Origin of the sequence: Dorea longicatena, from assembly GCF_025150085.1 — a bacterium.
In the GTDB taxonomy this organism is placed as follows: domain Bacteria; phylum Bacillota; class Clostridia; order Lachnospirales; family Lachnospiraceae; genus Dorea_A; species Dorea_A longicatena.
This window is the reverse complement of sequence record NZ_CP102280.1, coordinates 2,184,422-2,200,569: the sequence shown is the minus strand read 5'-3', so window position 1 is coordinate 2,200,569 and position 16,148 is coordinate 2,184,422. Positions and strand designations below refer to the sequence as shown.

General features: G+C 40.8%; 14 protein-coding genes and 1 pseudogene. 12 read left to right on the top strand and 3 right to left on the bottom strand.

The features are described from left to right. Positions 1-4 precede the first annotated feature (4 nt). The 9 genes from NQ508_RS10480 to NQ508_RS10440 all read left to right on the top strand — a co-directional run bounded on the left by NQ508_RS10480 (position 5) and on the right by NQ508_RS10440 (position 9,912). On the top strand, positions 5-1,000 hold the full coding sequence (locus NQ508_RS10480) for an ABC transporter permease (protein WP_022415055.1): 996 nt from the start codon (positions 5-7) through the stop codon (positions 998-1,000). A gap of 24 nt (positions 1,001-1,024) precedes the next feature. After that, positions 1,025-1,906: a class II fructose-bisphosphate aldolase gene (locus tag NQ508_RS10475; protein WP_006428517.1), complete on the top strand. Its 882-nt coding sequence runs from the start codon at positions 1,025-1,027 to the stop codon at positions 1,904-1,906. 12 nt (positions 1,907-1,918) lie between these two features. After that, positions 1,919-2,602 carry a D-lyxose/D-mannose family sugar isomerase gene (locus NQ508_RS10470; protein ID WP_006428518.1) on the top strand — a complete coding sequence of 228 codons (684 nt, stop codon included), beginning with the start codon at positions 1,919-1,921 and terminating at the stop codon, positions 2,600-2,602. Positions 2,603-2,613: 11 nt separating this feature from the next. After that, positions 2,614-3,612, top strand: a complete 999-nt coding sequence (locus NQ508_RS10465) for a carbohydrate kinase family protein (RefSeq protein WP_006428519.1) — start codon at positions 2,614-2,616, stop codon at positions 3,610-3,612. 186 nt (positions 3,613-3,798) lie between these two features. After that, positions 3,799-4,758 (top strand): ABC transporter ATP-binding protein, encoded by a 960-nt coding sequence (locus tag NQ508_RS10460; protein ID WP_044920416.1) that lies wholly within the window; start codon positions 3,799-3,801, stop codon positions 4,756-4,758. Between the two features lies 1 nt (position 4,759). Continuing rightward, positions 4,760-5,626 carry an ABC transporter permease subunit gene (locus tag NQ508_RS10455; RefSeq protein ID WP_022415059.1) on the top strand — a complete coding sequence of 289 codons (867 nt, stop codon included), beginning with the start codon at positions 4,760-4,762 and terminating at the stop codon, positions 5,624-5,626. Positions 5,627-5,636: 10 nt separating this feature from the next. Next, positions 5,637-7,082 carry a GldG family protein gene (locus NQ508_RS10450; protein WP_006428522.1) on the top strand — a complete coding sequence of 482 codons (1,446 nt, stop codon included), beginning with the start codon at positions 5,637-5,639 and terminating at the stop codon, positions 7,080-7,082. Positions 7,083-7,118: 36 nt separating this feature from the next. Further along, entirely contained in the window at positions 7,119-8,006 is an 888-nt protein-coding gene (locus tag NQ508_RS10445) for a DUF4340 domain-containing protein (RefSeq protein WP_006428523.1), read from the top strand. Positions 8,007-8,229: 223 nt separating this feature from the next. Beyond that, positions 8,230-9,912, top strand: coding sequence for a phospho-sugar mutase (locus NQ508_RS10440; protein WP_006428525.1), 1,683 nt, complete (start codon positions 8,230-8,232; stop codon positions 9,910-9,912). 219 nt (positions 9,913-10,131) lie between these two features. Here NQ508_RS10440 and NQ508_RS10435 read toward each other — a convergent pair whose 3' ends face one another. The 3 genes from NQ508_RS10435 to NQ508_RS10425 all read right to left on the bottom strand — a co-directional run bounded on the left by NQ508_RS10435 (position 10,132) and on the right by NQ508_RS10425 (position 11,962). After that, entirely contained in the window at positions 10,132-11,436 is a 1,305-nt protein-coding gene (locus NQ508_RS10435; RefSeq protein WP_006428526.1) for a chloride channel protein, read from the bottom strand. A 69-nt stretch (positions 11,437-11,505) separates the two neighbouring features. Continuing rightward, positions 11,506-11,781: a LysR family transcriptional regulator substrate-binding protein gene (locus tag NQ508_RS10430; protein ID WP_044920418.1), complete on the bottom strand. Its 276-nt coding sequence runs from the start codon at positions 11,779-11,781 to the stop codon at positions 11,506-11,508. Further along, positions 11,729-11,962 carry a LysR substrate-binding domain-containing protein gene (locus tag NQ508_RS10425; RefSeq protein ID WP_049940536.1) on the bottom strand — a complete coding sequence of 78 codons (234 nt, stop codon included), beginning with the start codon at positions 11,960-11,962 and terminating at the stop codon, positions 11,729-11,731. Before NQ508_RS10425 ends, NQ508_RS10430 begins: the two co-directional genes overlap by 53 nt. Positions 11,963-12,029: 67 nt before the next feature. Here NQ508_RS10425 and NQ508_RS10420 point away from each other — a divergent pair. The 3 genes and pseudogenes from NQ508_RS10420 to aspS all read left to right on the top strand — a co-directional run. After that, a pseudogene (locus tag NQ508_RS10420) lies at positions 12,030-12,749 on the top strand (FAD-dependent oxidoreductase); the annotation flags it as partial. Positions 12,750-12,803: 54 nt separating this feature from the next. Further along, positions 12,804-13,370 carry a chorismate mutase gene (locus NQ508_RS10415; RefSeq protein WP_006428531.1) on the top strand — a complete coding sequence of 189 codons (567 nt, stop codon included), beginning with the start codon at positions 12,804-12,806 and terminating at the stop codon, positions 13,368-13,370. 1,432 nt (positions 13,371-14,802) lie between these two features. Continuing rightward, positions 14,803-16,137 carry an aspartate--tRNA(Asn) ligase gene (aspS, locus tag NQ508_RS10410; RefSeq protein ID WP_044920267.1) on the top strand — a complete coding sequence of 445 codons (1,335 nt, stop codon included), beginning with the start codon at positions 14,803-14,805 and terminating at the stop codon, positions 16,135-16,137. Positions 16,138-16,148: the final 11 nt, after the last annotated feature.

The window sequence follows — 16,148 nt, the reverse complement described above, 5'->3', positions numbered from 1 at the left end:
ACAAATGGAAGAAAAAACAAAAAAAACAACAGCGACAGCTGGAGTTGGAAATGCTGTTAAAATATACTTTAAAGAAAATCTTGGTATAATCGTAGCCTTCTTGGTATTATGTGTATTTTTATCAGTTTTTCCAAAAACAAGTGGATCATTTTTTACAAGACAGAATATATTTAATGTATTAAGACAGATTTCTACGAACCTGTTCCTGGCATGTGGTATGACAATGGTAATTATTCTTGGTGGAATCGATTTGTCTGTTGGATCAATCATTGCATTATCAGGTTGTATTTCGGCAGGATGTGTAGCAAGATATAATCTCCCATTACCGATAGCATTACTTATGGGACTTTTAGTTGGACTTTTAGTTGGTATGTTTAATGGTGCTGTAATCAGTAAAACTACAATTCCAGCATTTATCGTAACATTGGCTACAATGAATATAGCAAAAGGACTTGCATATGTATATACTGGCGGTTCGCCTGTACGAGTAGTAACAAAAGAATGGCAATTTTTAGGAGCTGGTTATGTTGGAATTTTTCCTACACCAGTTGTAATTTTAGTAATTGTTCTTATTATTACAGCAATCATTATGAATAAGACGAAAATGGGACGTCATATGTATGCTGTCGGAGGAAATCAACAGGCGGCCGAGTTTTCAGGAATTAAAGTGGAAAAAGTAAAATTCTTTGTACATGCATTTTCTGGATTGATGGCAGGTCTTGCTGGAATTGTTTTGGCTTCACGTATGTATTCCGGACAGCCTACAGCCGGTGATGGAGCTGAAATGGATGCTATCGCAGCAGTTGTTGTTGGTGGAACTTCAATGGCTGGTGGTAGTGGTAAAATTGGTGGAACTATTATAGGTGGTTTGATTATAGGTGTTTTAAATAACGGATTAAATCTTTTGAATGTAAACTCATTCTGGCAGTATGTAGTAAAAGGAGTTGTGATTTTACTGGCTGTATTCCTTGATTACTTTAGAAATAAAGGAAAGAAATAAGATAAACTGAAAAGGAGAAAGATTATGTTAGTTTCATTAAAGCCGTTGATGGAAGATGCAATGAAAAAAGGATATGCAGTTGGAGCATTTAATTGTCCGAATATGGAATCAGTAATGGCTATCATACAGGCTGCAGAGGAAACAAATTCACCAGTTATATTAAACTATGCAGAGGTGCATGGAAATTTGATATCCATGGAAGATATCGCACCAGTTATGCTTCAATTTGCAAAAAAAGCCTCTGTTCCAGTTTGTGTACATTTGGATCATGGTGAGTCTATTGAAAGTTGTATTAAAGCAATACAGTTAGGTTTTAGCTCTGTGATGATTGATGCATCAGGCAGTGATTATGAAGAAAATATAAGAATAACTGCAGAAGTGGTGAGGTTGGCTCATGCAGTCGATGTTACAGTTGAAGCAGAACTTGGACATATTTTCTCATCTGACAAAGGATTAGGAGATACAGAAGAAATTGAAACAGCGGACAGTTTTTCAAATTTAGATGATGTGTATACAAGTCCAGATATGGCAAAAGATTTTGTTGAAAAAACCGGAGTGGATGTGTTGGCAATTGCTTTCGGAACAAGTCATGGGATTTATACACAGAAGCCAGTTTTGGATTTGAATCGTATTACAGAAATTAAAAACAAAATTGATATCCCATTCGTAATGCATGGTGGTTCAGGACTTAGTAAAGAGGAGTTTCAGACAGCTGTAAAAAATGGAATACGTAAAATTAATTATTACACGTATATGACATTGGCTGGTGGAAAAGCAGTCAAAGCTGCATTGGATAAAAAAAGTGTAGAAGAAAATATTTTCTATCATGACATTCCGTTAATTGCTATGAAAGCTATGAAAGAAAATGTGAAAGTGGCAATTGAAACATTTGCACTAAAAAATTAGGGAGTGTGAAAGATGAAAAGATCAGAGATTAACAAAGCTTTGAAGGATATGCATGATTTGATCAAAAAATTTCATGTATCACTTCCTCCATTTTGTGAATGGACACCAGAAGAGTGGAAAACAAAAGGGAAAGAATACGATGAAATTAGAGATAATATGCTTGGCTGGGATATAACAGATTTTGGACTCGGAGATTTTGAACATACAGGATTTTCGTTAATTACGTTAAGAAATGGAAATATAAAAAACGATAAGTATGATAAACCATATGCAGAAAAGTTATTGATGCTCCATGAAGGTCAGCATGCGGAAATGCATTATCATGTATATAAAATGGAAGACATTATTAATCGCGGAGGTGGAAATGTACTAATTCGTGTATATAATTCGACGGAAGATGGAAAAATGGCAGATACAGATGTCATTGTACATAGCGATGGATGTGTTTATACAGTGAAGGCGGGAACTCAGATAAGACTAACGCCAGGAGAAAGTATTACTGTGACAAGAGGATTGTACCATGACTTTTCTGTAGAAGAAGGAAAAGGATCCGTTTTGTTGGGAGAAGTTTCTATGTGTAATGACGATAATACGGATAATTATTTCTATAATAAAAAAGTAGGACGTTTTCCTGCTATAGATGAAGACGAAGAACCATACCGTTTATTATGTAATGAATATCCAAAGGTTTTGTAGGAGGAAGACCTATGAATAAAGAAGGAATAACGGTTGCAGGAAATCTTATTGCAGATGTAGTATACACAATAGATGTATATCCTCAAAAAGGCAATTTAACATGGATGAGAAATCCGGTTGCCCATACCGGAGGTATTAACAACTTAATTATTGATTTGGCAAGGTTAGATTCTAAAATACCAATAAAAGTATCGGGAGTTGTGGGTGATGATGAAAATGGTCAATTTATAGTAGATTCTTTAAGAGAGTATCCGAATATAAACATTGAAGGGATTGTAAAAAAAGGAAGAACAGCTGTTACATTTGCAATGACAGAAAAAGAAAGCAAGCAGAGAACATTCTTTTTTGATCCAGGAACCAGTTTGGAATTCAATGAAAAGCAGATAGATTTTAAGAAAATAAAGGCGGATATTTTTCATTTAGAATATTTACTTTTATTAGGAACGCTGGATCAACCGGATGAAGACTATGGAACTAAAGCCGCAAAGGTATTAGCAACTGCACAAAAATATGAAATGGAAACTTCAGTAGATATGGTTTCAGAAGAAGGAAATCGATACCCAAAAGTTGTATGGCCTGCATTGAAGTATACAGATTATTGTGTGGTAAATGAAGTAGAAGGAACCGGTGTGACTGGAATTCAATTATATGATAAGGATGGAATAAAAGAAGAAAATATGAGAAAGGGGTTGGAAAAATTAAAAGAATTGGGAGTAAAAAAGTGGGCTATAATACATTCACCTGAATGTGGATATGGTTTGAATTGTCAAACAGGAGAATTTGTAAAAGTTCCAAGTTTTAAACTCCCAAAAGGATTTATAAAAGGAACGACTGGGGCAGGTGATGCATTTTGCTCGGGCGTTTTATATGCAGCGTATCAAAGAGAAAGTATAGAGAAGGCATTATATTATGGTGCTATTACAGCTGCATGTTCACTCTCTAAAGAAGATAGTACCTCAGGTGTTATGGACTTGAAAGAAATGAAATTATTTATGAAGACAAACGTATAGAAAAGTTGCTAAAGATAGAAAGAATTTTGGAGATTATAAGATTATGTTTATAAAATCTGGAATTCTTTCTATTTTTTTGTTTAGCCGATGAACTTTCTTTCACAGAATAAACATAAATTTTCCACATACTTTTCAAAAAAATTTCTTATATTGTTACAAGATTGAGTTTAACAGGAGGAAGGAAATTTGATAGAAGTAAAGAATCTTACCAAACGTTATGGTGACCATCTGGCGGTAGATCATCTGAATTTCACCGTAGAATCCGGTAAAATCTATGGATTCTTAGGACCAAACGGTGCAGGAAAATCTACGACCATGAACATCATGACCGGTTACCTGGGAGCTACAGAAGGACAGGTGCTGATCGACGGACATGACATTTTGAAAGAGCCTGAAGAGGCCAAGAAGAATATCGGCTATCTGCCGGAAATCCCGCCATTATATATGGAAATGACGGTGCGGGAATATCTGGAATTTGCCGCTGAATTAAAAGGAATTAAGAAAGACAAAAGAGAATCGCAGATAGAAGAGGTTATAAGACTTGCCAAATTAAGAGATGTAGAAAACCGGCTGATCCAGAACCTGTCAAAAGGTTATAAACAAAGAGTCGGGCTTGCACAGGCAGTTCTGGGATTTCCGGAGATTATCATCCTGGATGAGCCGACGGTAGGTCTTGACCCGAAGCAGATCATAGAGATCCGTGAACTGATCCGCAAGCTTGCGAAGAAACATACCGTAATCCTGAGTTCCCATATTCTTGCGGAAGTAAGGGAAGTCTGCGATTATATCATGATCATATCAGGAGGAAAGCTGGTTGCCAGTGATACGACCGAGAATCTGGAGAATATGATGAGTGGCAAAGGTCAGATCGAGGTGGAAGCAAAGGCTTCCAGGGATGAGATGGATCATATTATCCGCCGGACAGGAAAGATCAAAGAAGTAAAATACCGCACCAGTGCGAGCAGCATTACAACTGCACAGATTATAGCAAAAGGCGGGGAAGATATCAGAGAAGAGTTATTCCTTGCATTTTCCCATGCAGATGTACCGATGCTTACCCTGAATCAGAGTAAGACAACACTGGAAGAGATATTCCTGGAGCTGACACAAGGGTCAGGCAATAGAATGATAAAGGAGGAGAAGTAAGATGAGAGCCATCTATAAAAGAGAGTTAAGATCCTATTTTCATTCTATGATAGGATATGTATTTATCGCTTTCCTGGTAGCTTATACGGGAATCTATTTCCTGGCGTATAACCTGAACTATGGATATCCGTACTTTTCTTATGTATTGTCAGGGATTCTGTTCGTATACCTGGTAGCAATTCCGATCCTGACGATGCGTTGCTTTGCAGAAGATAAGAAGAATAAGACGGATCAGATGTTACTGACAGCACCGGTCAGCCTGTTCGAGATCGTGCTTGGAAAATATCTTGCAATGGTAACAATCACGGCTGTACCGTGTGTGATCTATCTGATCTTTCCACTGATCATTAAAGCGCAGGGGACGGCATACATTAAGGTAGACTATTTGGCAATCCTTGTGTTCTTCTTACTCGGATGCGTATATATTTCCATTGGAATGTTTGTCTCTTCATTGACAGAAAGTGTGATCATTGCGGCAATCGGCGCATTCGGTATCCTGCTTCTGACTTATCTCTGGAGCGGCATCCTGAACTTTATCCCTTCGGCAGCATGGGCAAATGCATTGGCAGTTGCGGTGTTGTTGACGCTGGTCGTACTTGCAGTCTGGAATATGACGAAAAATGTCGTGATCAGCGGGGTACTGGAGCTGATCGTACTGGCAGGAACACTGATTACTTACTTTGTAAAGAAAACAGTGTTTGAAAGTCTGCTTTCCACAGTACTTGGCAAACTGGAACTGACAGAAGTATTTTCCAATATTGCCGATAACCATCTTCTGGATGTGAGCGGGATTATATTGTACCTGTCGCTGATCGTCTTGTTCTTCTTTTTGACGATGCAGATGATTCAGAAGAGACGTTGGAGTTAGGAGGGGCATAATGTTAGAAAAAATCAAGAAGTCATTCCGGAGTGCATCATCGAAAAACGGAAGTTACAGTGTGGGAATGATCGTACTTGTGATCTGCATGGTGATCGTTGTCAATCTGATCGCAGGTCAGCTTCCGGAGAATGTTAAGAGCATAGATATCAGTGATAACAACATTTACGGAGTATCAAAGACCAGTAAAAAGGTATTGAACAAACTGGATAAAAAAGTAACATTTAAAATCTATGCAGAAAAAGATTCGACAGATACAAGGATCAAATCATTCATTAAGAAATATACGGCGCTGTCCGATAAGATCAGTGTAAAATGGATCGATCCTGTTCTGCATCCGGCAGCACTTACGAAAGCGGGAGTCGATAAGAATACGATCGTAATCTCCTGTAAAGATACCGGAAAAACGAAATCCGTTTCTTTTGATGATATTTTAGTTTCGGATTCTTATTCCTACTATACGACAGGAAGCAGTTCTGCATCTGAATTCGACGGAGAAGGTCAGTTTACAAGTGCGATCAATTCGGTTACAAGTGAACAGACAGAGAAGATATATTATACAACAGGACACGGAGAAGCAACATTTTCAGATTCTGTGATAAAACTGTTCAGTAAGAATAATCTGACGACAGATGAAGTGAATCTGATGATGACAGGTGAAATTCCTGACGATTGTGATCTGTTATTTATGGATGCCTCATCAAAAGACATTTCCGATGATGAGAAAACATTACTTCTGAATTACCTGAAAAAGGGCGGAAAGGTATTTATCATTCTTGGAGATTCTGAGGATGAGACACCGAACCTGGATGAAGTACTGAAAGAATATGGTATGCAGGAAGCAGATGGTTACATTGCGGATATGCAGAGAAGCTACCAGGGCAACTACTATTATATCTTTCCTGAGATCACAGCAACAGATGATCTGGCCAATAATCTGGAATCAGAGATGGTACTGATGATCAATGCACACGGTCTGATTACAACAGATCCGGCAAGAGATACGATCACAACAACGGCATTTATGCAGACATCCGATAATTCTTATGCCGTGACAGAGGATAAGCAGGAAGAAGGAACCTATACACTGGGAGCAGTCGCAACCGAGCAGATCACATCCGACGATTCGTCCGACAGCAGTTCTTCCAAAGACAGCTCGTCTGATGCGACAAAGACCAGCCGTCTGACAGTGATTTCTTCTGAAAGCATGATCGATTCGCAGATTACAGATACGTATACAACACTGGAGAACCTGGACCTGTTCATGAACGCGGTGACAGCGAACTTTGACAAGACAAAGAACGTAGCAATCAAGGCAAAGAGCCTGGAAGTAAGTAACAACACGATGCAGCATGCGGGAATCATTAGCATCCTGACAATCTTCGGAATTCCGCTTGTAATTCTGATCTATGGATTCATGCGCTGGTGGAAGAGAAGAAAAGCGTAAATTAAGAATATTTATGGACAGAAAAGGGGAACTTTGATGAAACAGAAAAAGACAATGCTCATCATGGTGGTCGTGCTTGCTGTACTGCTGGTACTGTACGGAGGTCTGAAAGCATGGAACAGTCACAGTGACAGGCAGAAGAAGGCAAAAGAAGACAAAGAAAAAGTCAGCCTGGTAGATGTAAAGAGTCTGAAGTCATTTGCCTATGAAAGCGGCGGAAGTAAGATGAGCTTTACCAAAGAGAATGGCGAATGGGTATACGATGAGGATGACGGAGTACGTCTGAACCAGAGCACGATCAAGAGTACGACAAAAGAAATCACAGGACTTACGGCAGTCCGCAAGTTAAGTGATCCGGATGAAAAATCAGACTATGGACTGGATAGTCCGGATTACACTGTTACCTACGCAGCAAAGGACGGAACCAAAGGAACGATTCAGATTGGTAATGCGGCCGGAGACAATTATTATGCAATGATCGAGGATTCGGATGCGGTGTATACCATCTCAGGTACACTGGTATCGGATCTTGTATTCGACCTGTCATCTCTGACGGAGAATGACACACTGCCATCGATCAGCAGTGGAAACCTTAAGAAGGTAGAGGTAACACAAAACGGTAAGACTACGACTTATAAGAAAAAGAAAGAGCGGGCCGAACTGGCAGGCGGATGGGGAACCATCTCACTTACCCAGTGTGCAGATTATAATGTAAAAGATCTTGCAAAATATGGTCTGGATGAAGCAAACCGGATTACGGTAACGGCAACTTATAAGGATAGTACTTCAGGGGATAAGAAAACGTGTACTGTCTATGTTGGAAATGTAAATGGTGATAACCGTTATGTACAGCTTAAAGATTCCAATATGGTATATGAGGTCGGAAGTTCAATCGTAGAAAATATGATGTCGGTAGATAAATAAAACATATCAATAGAAAGAATTTGGAATTTCAGAAAAAAGACGGAAACAGCACAGAAAATGTGCCCTCCGCCTTTTTCTGATTTTTGAGAAAAATGACGAAAAGTTTTCACATAATTTACAGTACATTTATTGCCTGAAAGTATAAAAAATGGTATATTATTAATAGGTTTGTTGTGAAAATATACAAAAAGCCCGGAAAAGAAATAAGTAGGAGTGATAAAAAATGTATCAGGAAGAATACAAACGCTGGCTTGCGGCAGATCTTGAAGATGCAGATCTGAAGCCGGAATTGTCAAAAATTGAGGGTAACGATGATGAGATCAAGGAACGTTTTGCGGTAGCACTGAAATTCGGAACAGCCGGACTTCGCGGAGTGCTCGGAGCAGGAACGAACCGTATGAATATTTATGTAGTACGTCAGGCAACACAGGGACTGGCTAACTGGGTAAAGACACAGGGCGGAACACAGACTGTAGCAATCAGTTATGACAGCCGTTTAAAGAGTGATGTATTTGCCAAGACAGCAGCAGGTGTACTTGCAGCAAATGGGATCAAAGTAAGAATCTACGATGCACTGATGCCTGTACCGGCACTTTCATTTGCAACACGTTATTATAACTGTAATGCAGGTGTTATGGTAACAGCTTCTCATAACCCGGCAAAATACAACGGATATAAAGCATACGGACCGGACGGATGTCAGATGACAGACGATGCGGCTGCAATCGTATACGAAGAGATCCAGAAGACAGACGTTCTGACCGGAGCAAAATATATGTCATTTGCAGAAGGTGTAGAAGAAGGACTGATCAGATTTGTAGGAGATGACTGCAAGAGAGCACTCTATGATGCGATCGAATCCCGTCAGGTTCGTCCGGGACTGTGTAAGACAGCCGGATTAAAACTGGTATACAGCCCATTAAATGGATCAGGTCTTGTTCCTGTAACACAGGTATTAAAAGATATCGGAATCACAGATATCACAATCGTTCCGGAGCAGGAATATCCAAATGGATACTTTACAACATGCAGCTATCCAAACCCAGAGATCTTTGAGGCACTGGAGCTTGGACTGAACCTTGCAAAAGAGTCAGATGCAGACCTTATGCTTGCAACTGACCCAGATGCAGACCGTGTAGGTATCGCTATGAAGTGCCCGGATGGATCTTATGAATTAGTAAGCGGTAACGAAGTCGGAGTACTTCTTCTGGATTACATATGTGCAGGACGTATCGAGAAAGGTACAATGCCTGAAAAAGCAGTAGCAGTCAAATCTCTCGTATCTACACCACTTGCTGATGCAGTAGCAGCTCATTACGGAGTAGAATTAAGAAACGTACTGACAGGATTCAAATGGATCGGAGACCAGATCGCACAGTTAGAGGCAGCAGGCGAAGTAGACAGATTCATCTTTGGATTTGAGGAAAGCTACGGATACCTTGCAGGACCATATGTACGTGACAAAGATGCCGTTATCGCATCTATGCTGATCTGTGAGATGGCAGCTTACTACAGAAGTATCGGCAGCTCTCTGAAACAGAGACTGGAAGAGATCTATGCAGAGTACGGACGTTACCTCAACAAGATCGACAGCTTTGAATTCCCTGGACTCAGTGGAATGGACAAGATGTCTGGAATCATGCAGAACCTGCGTGAGAATGCACCGGCAGAGATCGCTGGATACAAGGTAACAGAAGTAACAGATTATACTAAGACAGAAGAAACAGGACTTCCGGCAGCAAATGTATTAGTTTACAAGCTTGAGAACAATGAGACAGTTATCGTACGTCCTTCAGGAACAGAGCCTAAGATTAAGATTTACTACACAACACTTGGTAATGATCTTGCTGAGGCACAGGCTGAGAAGGACAAGCTTGCTGAGGCACTGAAACCAATCATGGCATAGGAGTCTGAGGCAGGTTCTGGAAGACACGGAAGTTGTGTTATAAGAAATTAAGATTGAAATAAGAAAATAAAAATAAGTGTACAATTCTTCGGTGGAAGGATGTACACTTATTTTTTATTGTCATGCATTCGTAAAGAGCTGCCAGTGGTAAGTCCTGTAGATACAAAGTATGTAAGATACATTGCTACTTGCAGGAACTATTATGTATATGCTAATACGTTAATTCCCCTTTGGTGCAATCCGCTGTTTCAACCGCTGATGCCGTACAGGATGCGTAAATGCAACTCTCTGTGCTGTAAAGATCGAATTATTAAAGTTAAAGATAAACGATACAAAACATACAACCGAAAAGAATGGGAGCATATTATATCCGAAACTTTCCACGCCGACCAGGATAGCTGCAAGCAAAGTATTTGATCCACTGCAGAACACGGAAGCGAATCCAAGAGCTGCACCGAACATCGGATCAAATCCGAATACCGGTCCAAGTACATATCCTAAGCAGGAACCGATGGAAAACAGAGGTGCAACTTCACCGCCGATGAATCCGGAGGAAAGTGTCAGAATCGTAAGAGCCATCTTAAGAATCCAGTCATAAGCATATATATCGTCTGTAATACCGTCAAAGCACAGAGCAACCAGGTTAGAGCCTGTTCCGGAGTATCTTCCCTGATGAAAGATCATCATAAGAATTGCGACAACAGATCCCATAATCAGAACCTTTTTTACAGGCGAAGAAAAACGGAAAGCGAATTTTAAACGCAGATACCGAAGAATCAGAGCAAATAAAGAACCAACGATACCAAAGACCAGTCCCATCGCAGCCAGTTTTAAGAGTAAAACGGCATTGTAGGTAGAAGGGTGGTAATTCAAGGTTTCCAGTATATTAATATGGAATTTCCGAAGCCCGAGTGCTCTGGATGTAAATGCAGCGCTGATGGAGGCTACCGTTGCTGGAATCAAAGCATGATATTCAAGTTTTCCGGCAACCAGTACTTCCAATGCAAAAAAGATTGCAGCAAGCGGAGTACAGAAAAGTCCAGAAAATCCGGCGGCCATACCGGTGATCAGGAACATTTTACGGCTGTTCTCAATATCGATGGTCTTATCAACCAGACGTCCTATATTATTAGAAACAGCCGCACCAATCTGAACAGCAACACCTTCTCGTCCGGCACTTCCTCCAAACAGGTGTGTTGTCCAGGTTCCGATGACGGATAGTGGCACCATACGGATTGGAAGTTTGGTGTTTTTACCAAGGCCGACGTGAAAGACCATCTTCATACCATTGGCGACAGATTTGCCAAACTGGTGGTAGATGAACCAGATGAAGACGCCGCCAAGAGGCAGGAACCAGATCAGATACCAGAAGTATTTCGTCCGGATAGCGGTACAGGCATTAAGTCCCAGCCCGAATGCTGCATCAACGAGTCCGACAAGGACGCCGACAGCAACACCTGCGATGGCCAGGACAAAAGTGTCCTTGTAGTATTTTGAAATGTGTTTGAACAATGTTTTTATCATAATAATCCCCCAAAGATAGATTCTCTCCTGTTTATTATAACTGGTGAAGAGAGAAATCCGCAAGTCATTTTACGGTATTGGTTTATCTGGCTGAAATCTGTCTTTTATAAAGTCTGTAAAGGAATGAACGGTCGGATAATTCAGCATATCTTTGTGTGTTACATAGTAGATCGGTCTTGATAAAGTAACTTCAAGCGGCACGATCTTACATCCCGGATTCTTTAACCGGACTGCAATTGAGTTTGAAGAAAATCCAATGGCCAGATTGTTGGAGACAAGCTGTATTACAATATCAGACTGACTGGTTTCGCAGCTGTTTTTCAGAACCGATGATGAAGATTGCATGCAGATCTCTTGCTTTAAGCATATGAAACAGTGTTTTGCTTCCTTCTACATCAAGATGGCAGGTGACAAGTGGATGTCGGTCATGATAATCCGTGATCAGCTGTGGAAGATTCAGATAACCTCCAACCCATAACATGCCTAGTTTCAGAGTTCCTGTCTGCAAAGAACTGTATTTTAACATGCTGTATTTTAACTGCTCTGTATCATATCATTGAGAATACGTCTGGCGGGATGAAGAGGGAAATGTACAGGCTGCAACTCTTCCATTTCGGTTAAGTGGCGTTGATATATCCTGTGATCTGACTCCGGAAGCTGTAGAACAGGCCGTGATCAAGGCAAAAAAAGCAGGAATCCAGCATCTCACGCGAGAAAAAGGATTTATTCTTAAAAGAGAAGGATCGAATCAGGTAGCAGTATTACTTCCAAGTGTTATGCCGACCGGGCTTAGCAGTCAGGAACTTACGAAGATGGAACTGGACACCAGAAGGCAGGTGTTGTATTATGTAGAGGCATTCCGCAGATATCTTAAGGGGATGGAGCAATGTGAACTGACGATGATCGGTCCGTCTATCGGTTTCCGTGAGACAAGAAGGATCAAAGGAAAGTCGATGATAAAAGCGGAAGATGTACTGAACAGAAAAAAATGTGAAGATGGTGTGGCAAGAGGCGGATGGAAGCCGGAGATCCACAAAGATACAGATAAGATGGCAACATATATGGATGTGAAAGAAGGAAGCTGGTTCGATATACCACTTGGGGCTTTGCAGTCAGATAATATCGGGAATCTGTATGCGGCCGGAAGGATGATATCTGCAGATGAAGCAGCATTTGCGGCAGTAAGGGTTATGGGAACCTGTTTTGCCACCGGACATTCGGCCGGAGTGGCAGCCGCTGTACAGGCAGAATACGGCGAAGCAGATATAAGAAAGATCAGAGCAGAACTGGACAGACAGAGAGCTTTATTATAGAAGATATTCTGGTATGCCGATCGTATATGTTGATAGTAAGAGAGGAAAAAAGTTATGACATTGGAAGAAGTACGTGCAGGTATTGATGCGGTGGATACACAGATGAAACCACTGTTTCTGAAACGCATGGAGTGTGGGAAACATGTAGCAGAAGTAAAAGCTCAGACCGGAGGAGATGTATTTGTTCTCGAAAGAGAACTTGAAATCATTGAAAAAAGAGCCACGGATGTGGATCCGGAGATTCAGGAAGAATATAAAACATTCCTGAGACACTTAATGAGCCTTTGCAGAAAATATGAATATGAATTATTACCAGAGATGCAGGAAAAAGTTATGACGGCAGCTCTGGCGGCAGCAGGACTGACAGCTGAGACCGAACATACACAGGTAAAGATTGGATTTACCTGCCCAAAAGAGACAAGTGATCTGAACCTGTTCGTGAACATGACAAAGTTAAATGGAATCCAGATTGATGCTATGAATCTGATGACAGAAAATGGGAATCAGAAAGTAACTATGACACTGGATGGTAAGATCACGGATGCGGGAATGCGGTGCTTGTTGTGTCAGATAGGGAAAGAGGCAGAGGAGTTCCGGATTTTAGAATTGATTTCTATTTAATGCATCATGGCGGCTGTCACCGACCAGAATAAAACTACAAGGTCCCAGCCTGTGCTGACTCCAACATGGGGAAATTCTAAAGCAAAAAAGTTGACCTAAAAACGAGCTCACAAAAAATCCAAACTCGACATTCGTCTCAGACAGTGGATTTTTGTGAGCAAACGGTCAACTTTTTTACTTAAGAATTTCCAACCATGAGTCCGTATGCACAGGCTGGGACCTTGTAGTTTTATTCCTGAGGTTTCGCATGCCATAATAATTAAACAGAGGAACCGTAACCTTTGTGATACCGGAAGTGTACGAAAAAGCCGGAAAATCAATGGTTTCACCACAACTTTCCGGCTACACAACGGTTACAATCCATCTATTGAATTCATTATCATTGGCCAATCACGACATGAGAAAGACTTGGTATTGTGTTTGATGCGTATTTTGGCGCGATGTGTAGAAGTTCTTAGGCAGTTTGACTTCCCGTTAAAGGGACGGAGCGAACTGTTTGAACCCCGTAGGGGTGAGTTTTGAGCGGAGACCCTTTCGTTCTTAGGGAAGGCGGACTGCCTTAGAACTTCTGCATCGTGACATCCAGCAACAAACATAATACCAAGTCTTTCTCATGGACCGGGGTAAGCCACGATGATGAACTAAATAGAAAAAGAAAACAAAAATAAAAATGTATTCCGCGCAAGTAGGAAAAGAAACAAACTTCCTGTAATAATCAGCGTTCCAACATGATTCAAACACTTGCGGTTAAATATATTCACTGCGATCATACATACATTCACGAGCATAAAAAGCTCCAATATACCAAGTATCGGTAAAGAATACAACTGAAATACCTGAATCAGCACGGTCATACAGATGGATATGGCAAGTGCAAAACAAAAGTAATACTTCTTTTTCTGAGTCATAATATATCCTCCTTGCGTGGAATGATAGGGTTACATTCAAAAATAGAGTTGCACTAATTTAGTAAATAATACCATAACAAGTCATAAATGAAAAGCCAGGAAGACATTTTACATAAAATTCAGAATACCCTCTTGCAATCTGAAAAAACATGTGCTAACATTTAAAACAAATTTTAGTATAGTAAAGCGATGAAAGAGACTCTGGACTCTGGAACCTGACAGGAATGTGGTGTCACCGACTGAGAGCACTGCTTGGGGAATGAGGACAATAGGGAACACTCTGGAGCAGACCAGCTGAACAAGTAAATATGGTAAAGCTGAATGAAAAGTAGGTTGGTACGTAGACTGCACGTTACGCACGAAAAGAGGAATCTTAGAAAGCACTATACAGCTTTGAGATTCAATGCGGGTGGTACCGCGGATAACGATGATGATATCCGTCCCGGGATACAAGTATGTATTCCAGGGCGGATTTTTATGTTTATAACCGTTATTCGTCCCGGGAAGAAAAGGAGGAAAAGAACATGGAGTATTTAACAGGTGTAAAGCCAAAAGAGACAAAAGAAATCAGTGAATTACTGGAACAGGCAGAAGCAGGAGCAAAGGTAAAAGTCAACGGAGCAGTGCATACGATCCGTGACATGGGAACTGTTGCATTTGTGATCTTAAGAAAAAGAGAAGGTCTGCTTCAGTGTGTCTATGAAGAAGGCAGTGCTGATTTCGAACTGAAAGACATCAAAGAAGCAGCAACAGTCGAAGTAGAAGGCGTCGTAGAAGAGAATGAAAAAGCACCAAATGGAATTGAAATCCGTATGGAGAGCGTAAAAATCTTAAGTGAGCCGGAAGACGAGATGATGCCGCTTGCAATTTCAAAATGGAAATTGAATACATCTCTGGAAGCGAAATTAAACTACCGTTCCATTTCCCTTAGAAATATCCGGGAGCGTGCCAAATTCAGAATCCAGGAAGGACTTACAAGAGCATTCAGAGATTTCCTCTACAGTCAGGAATTTACAGAGATCCATACACCGAAGATCGGAGCGAAAGGAGCCGAGGGGGGAGCCAACATTTTCAAACTGGAATATTTCCACAGACCGGCAGTGCTGGCGCAGAGTCCACAGTTCTATAAGCAGATGATGGTCGGCGTATTTGACAGAGTATTTGAGACAGCTCCGGTATTCAGGGCAGAGAAACATAACACAAAGCGTCACCTGAACGAATATACCAGTCTTGATTTTGAAATGGGATATATTGATGGATTTGAAGACATCATGGCAATGGAGACAGGATTCCTCCAGTATGCGATGGAATTGCTGAAAAAAGATTATGCAAGAGAGTTAAAAGTATTGGGTGTTGAACTCCCTGATGTGAGTCAGATCCCGGCAGTGAAATTTGCAGATATCAAAGAAATTGTTGCAGAGAAATACAACCATAAGATGAGAAATCCATTCGACCTTGAGCCGGAAGAAGAAGTACTGATCGGACGTTATGCGAAAGAAGAGTGGGGAAGTGATTTTGTATTTGTTACACATTATCCATCCAAGAAGCGTCCATTCTATGCTATGGATGATCCGGAAGATTCAAGATATACATTAAGCTTTGACCTGTTGTTCAGAGGACTGGAGATCACGACAGGCGGACAGCGTATTCATGACTATAAGATGCTGACAGACAAGATTGCGGCAAGGGGAATGACAGAAGAAGGAATGGAACAGTATCTTGCGACATTTAAGCACGGAATGCCGCCACACGGAGGACTTGGAATCGGACTGGAACGTCTGACGATGCAGTTGTTAGGAGAAGACAACGTAAGAGAGACTACATTATTCCCAAGAGATTTAAGCAGACTGGAACCATAGCGGGAAGTAAG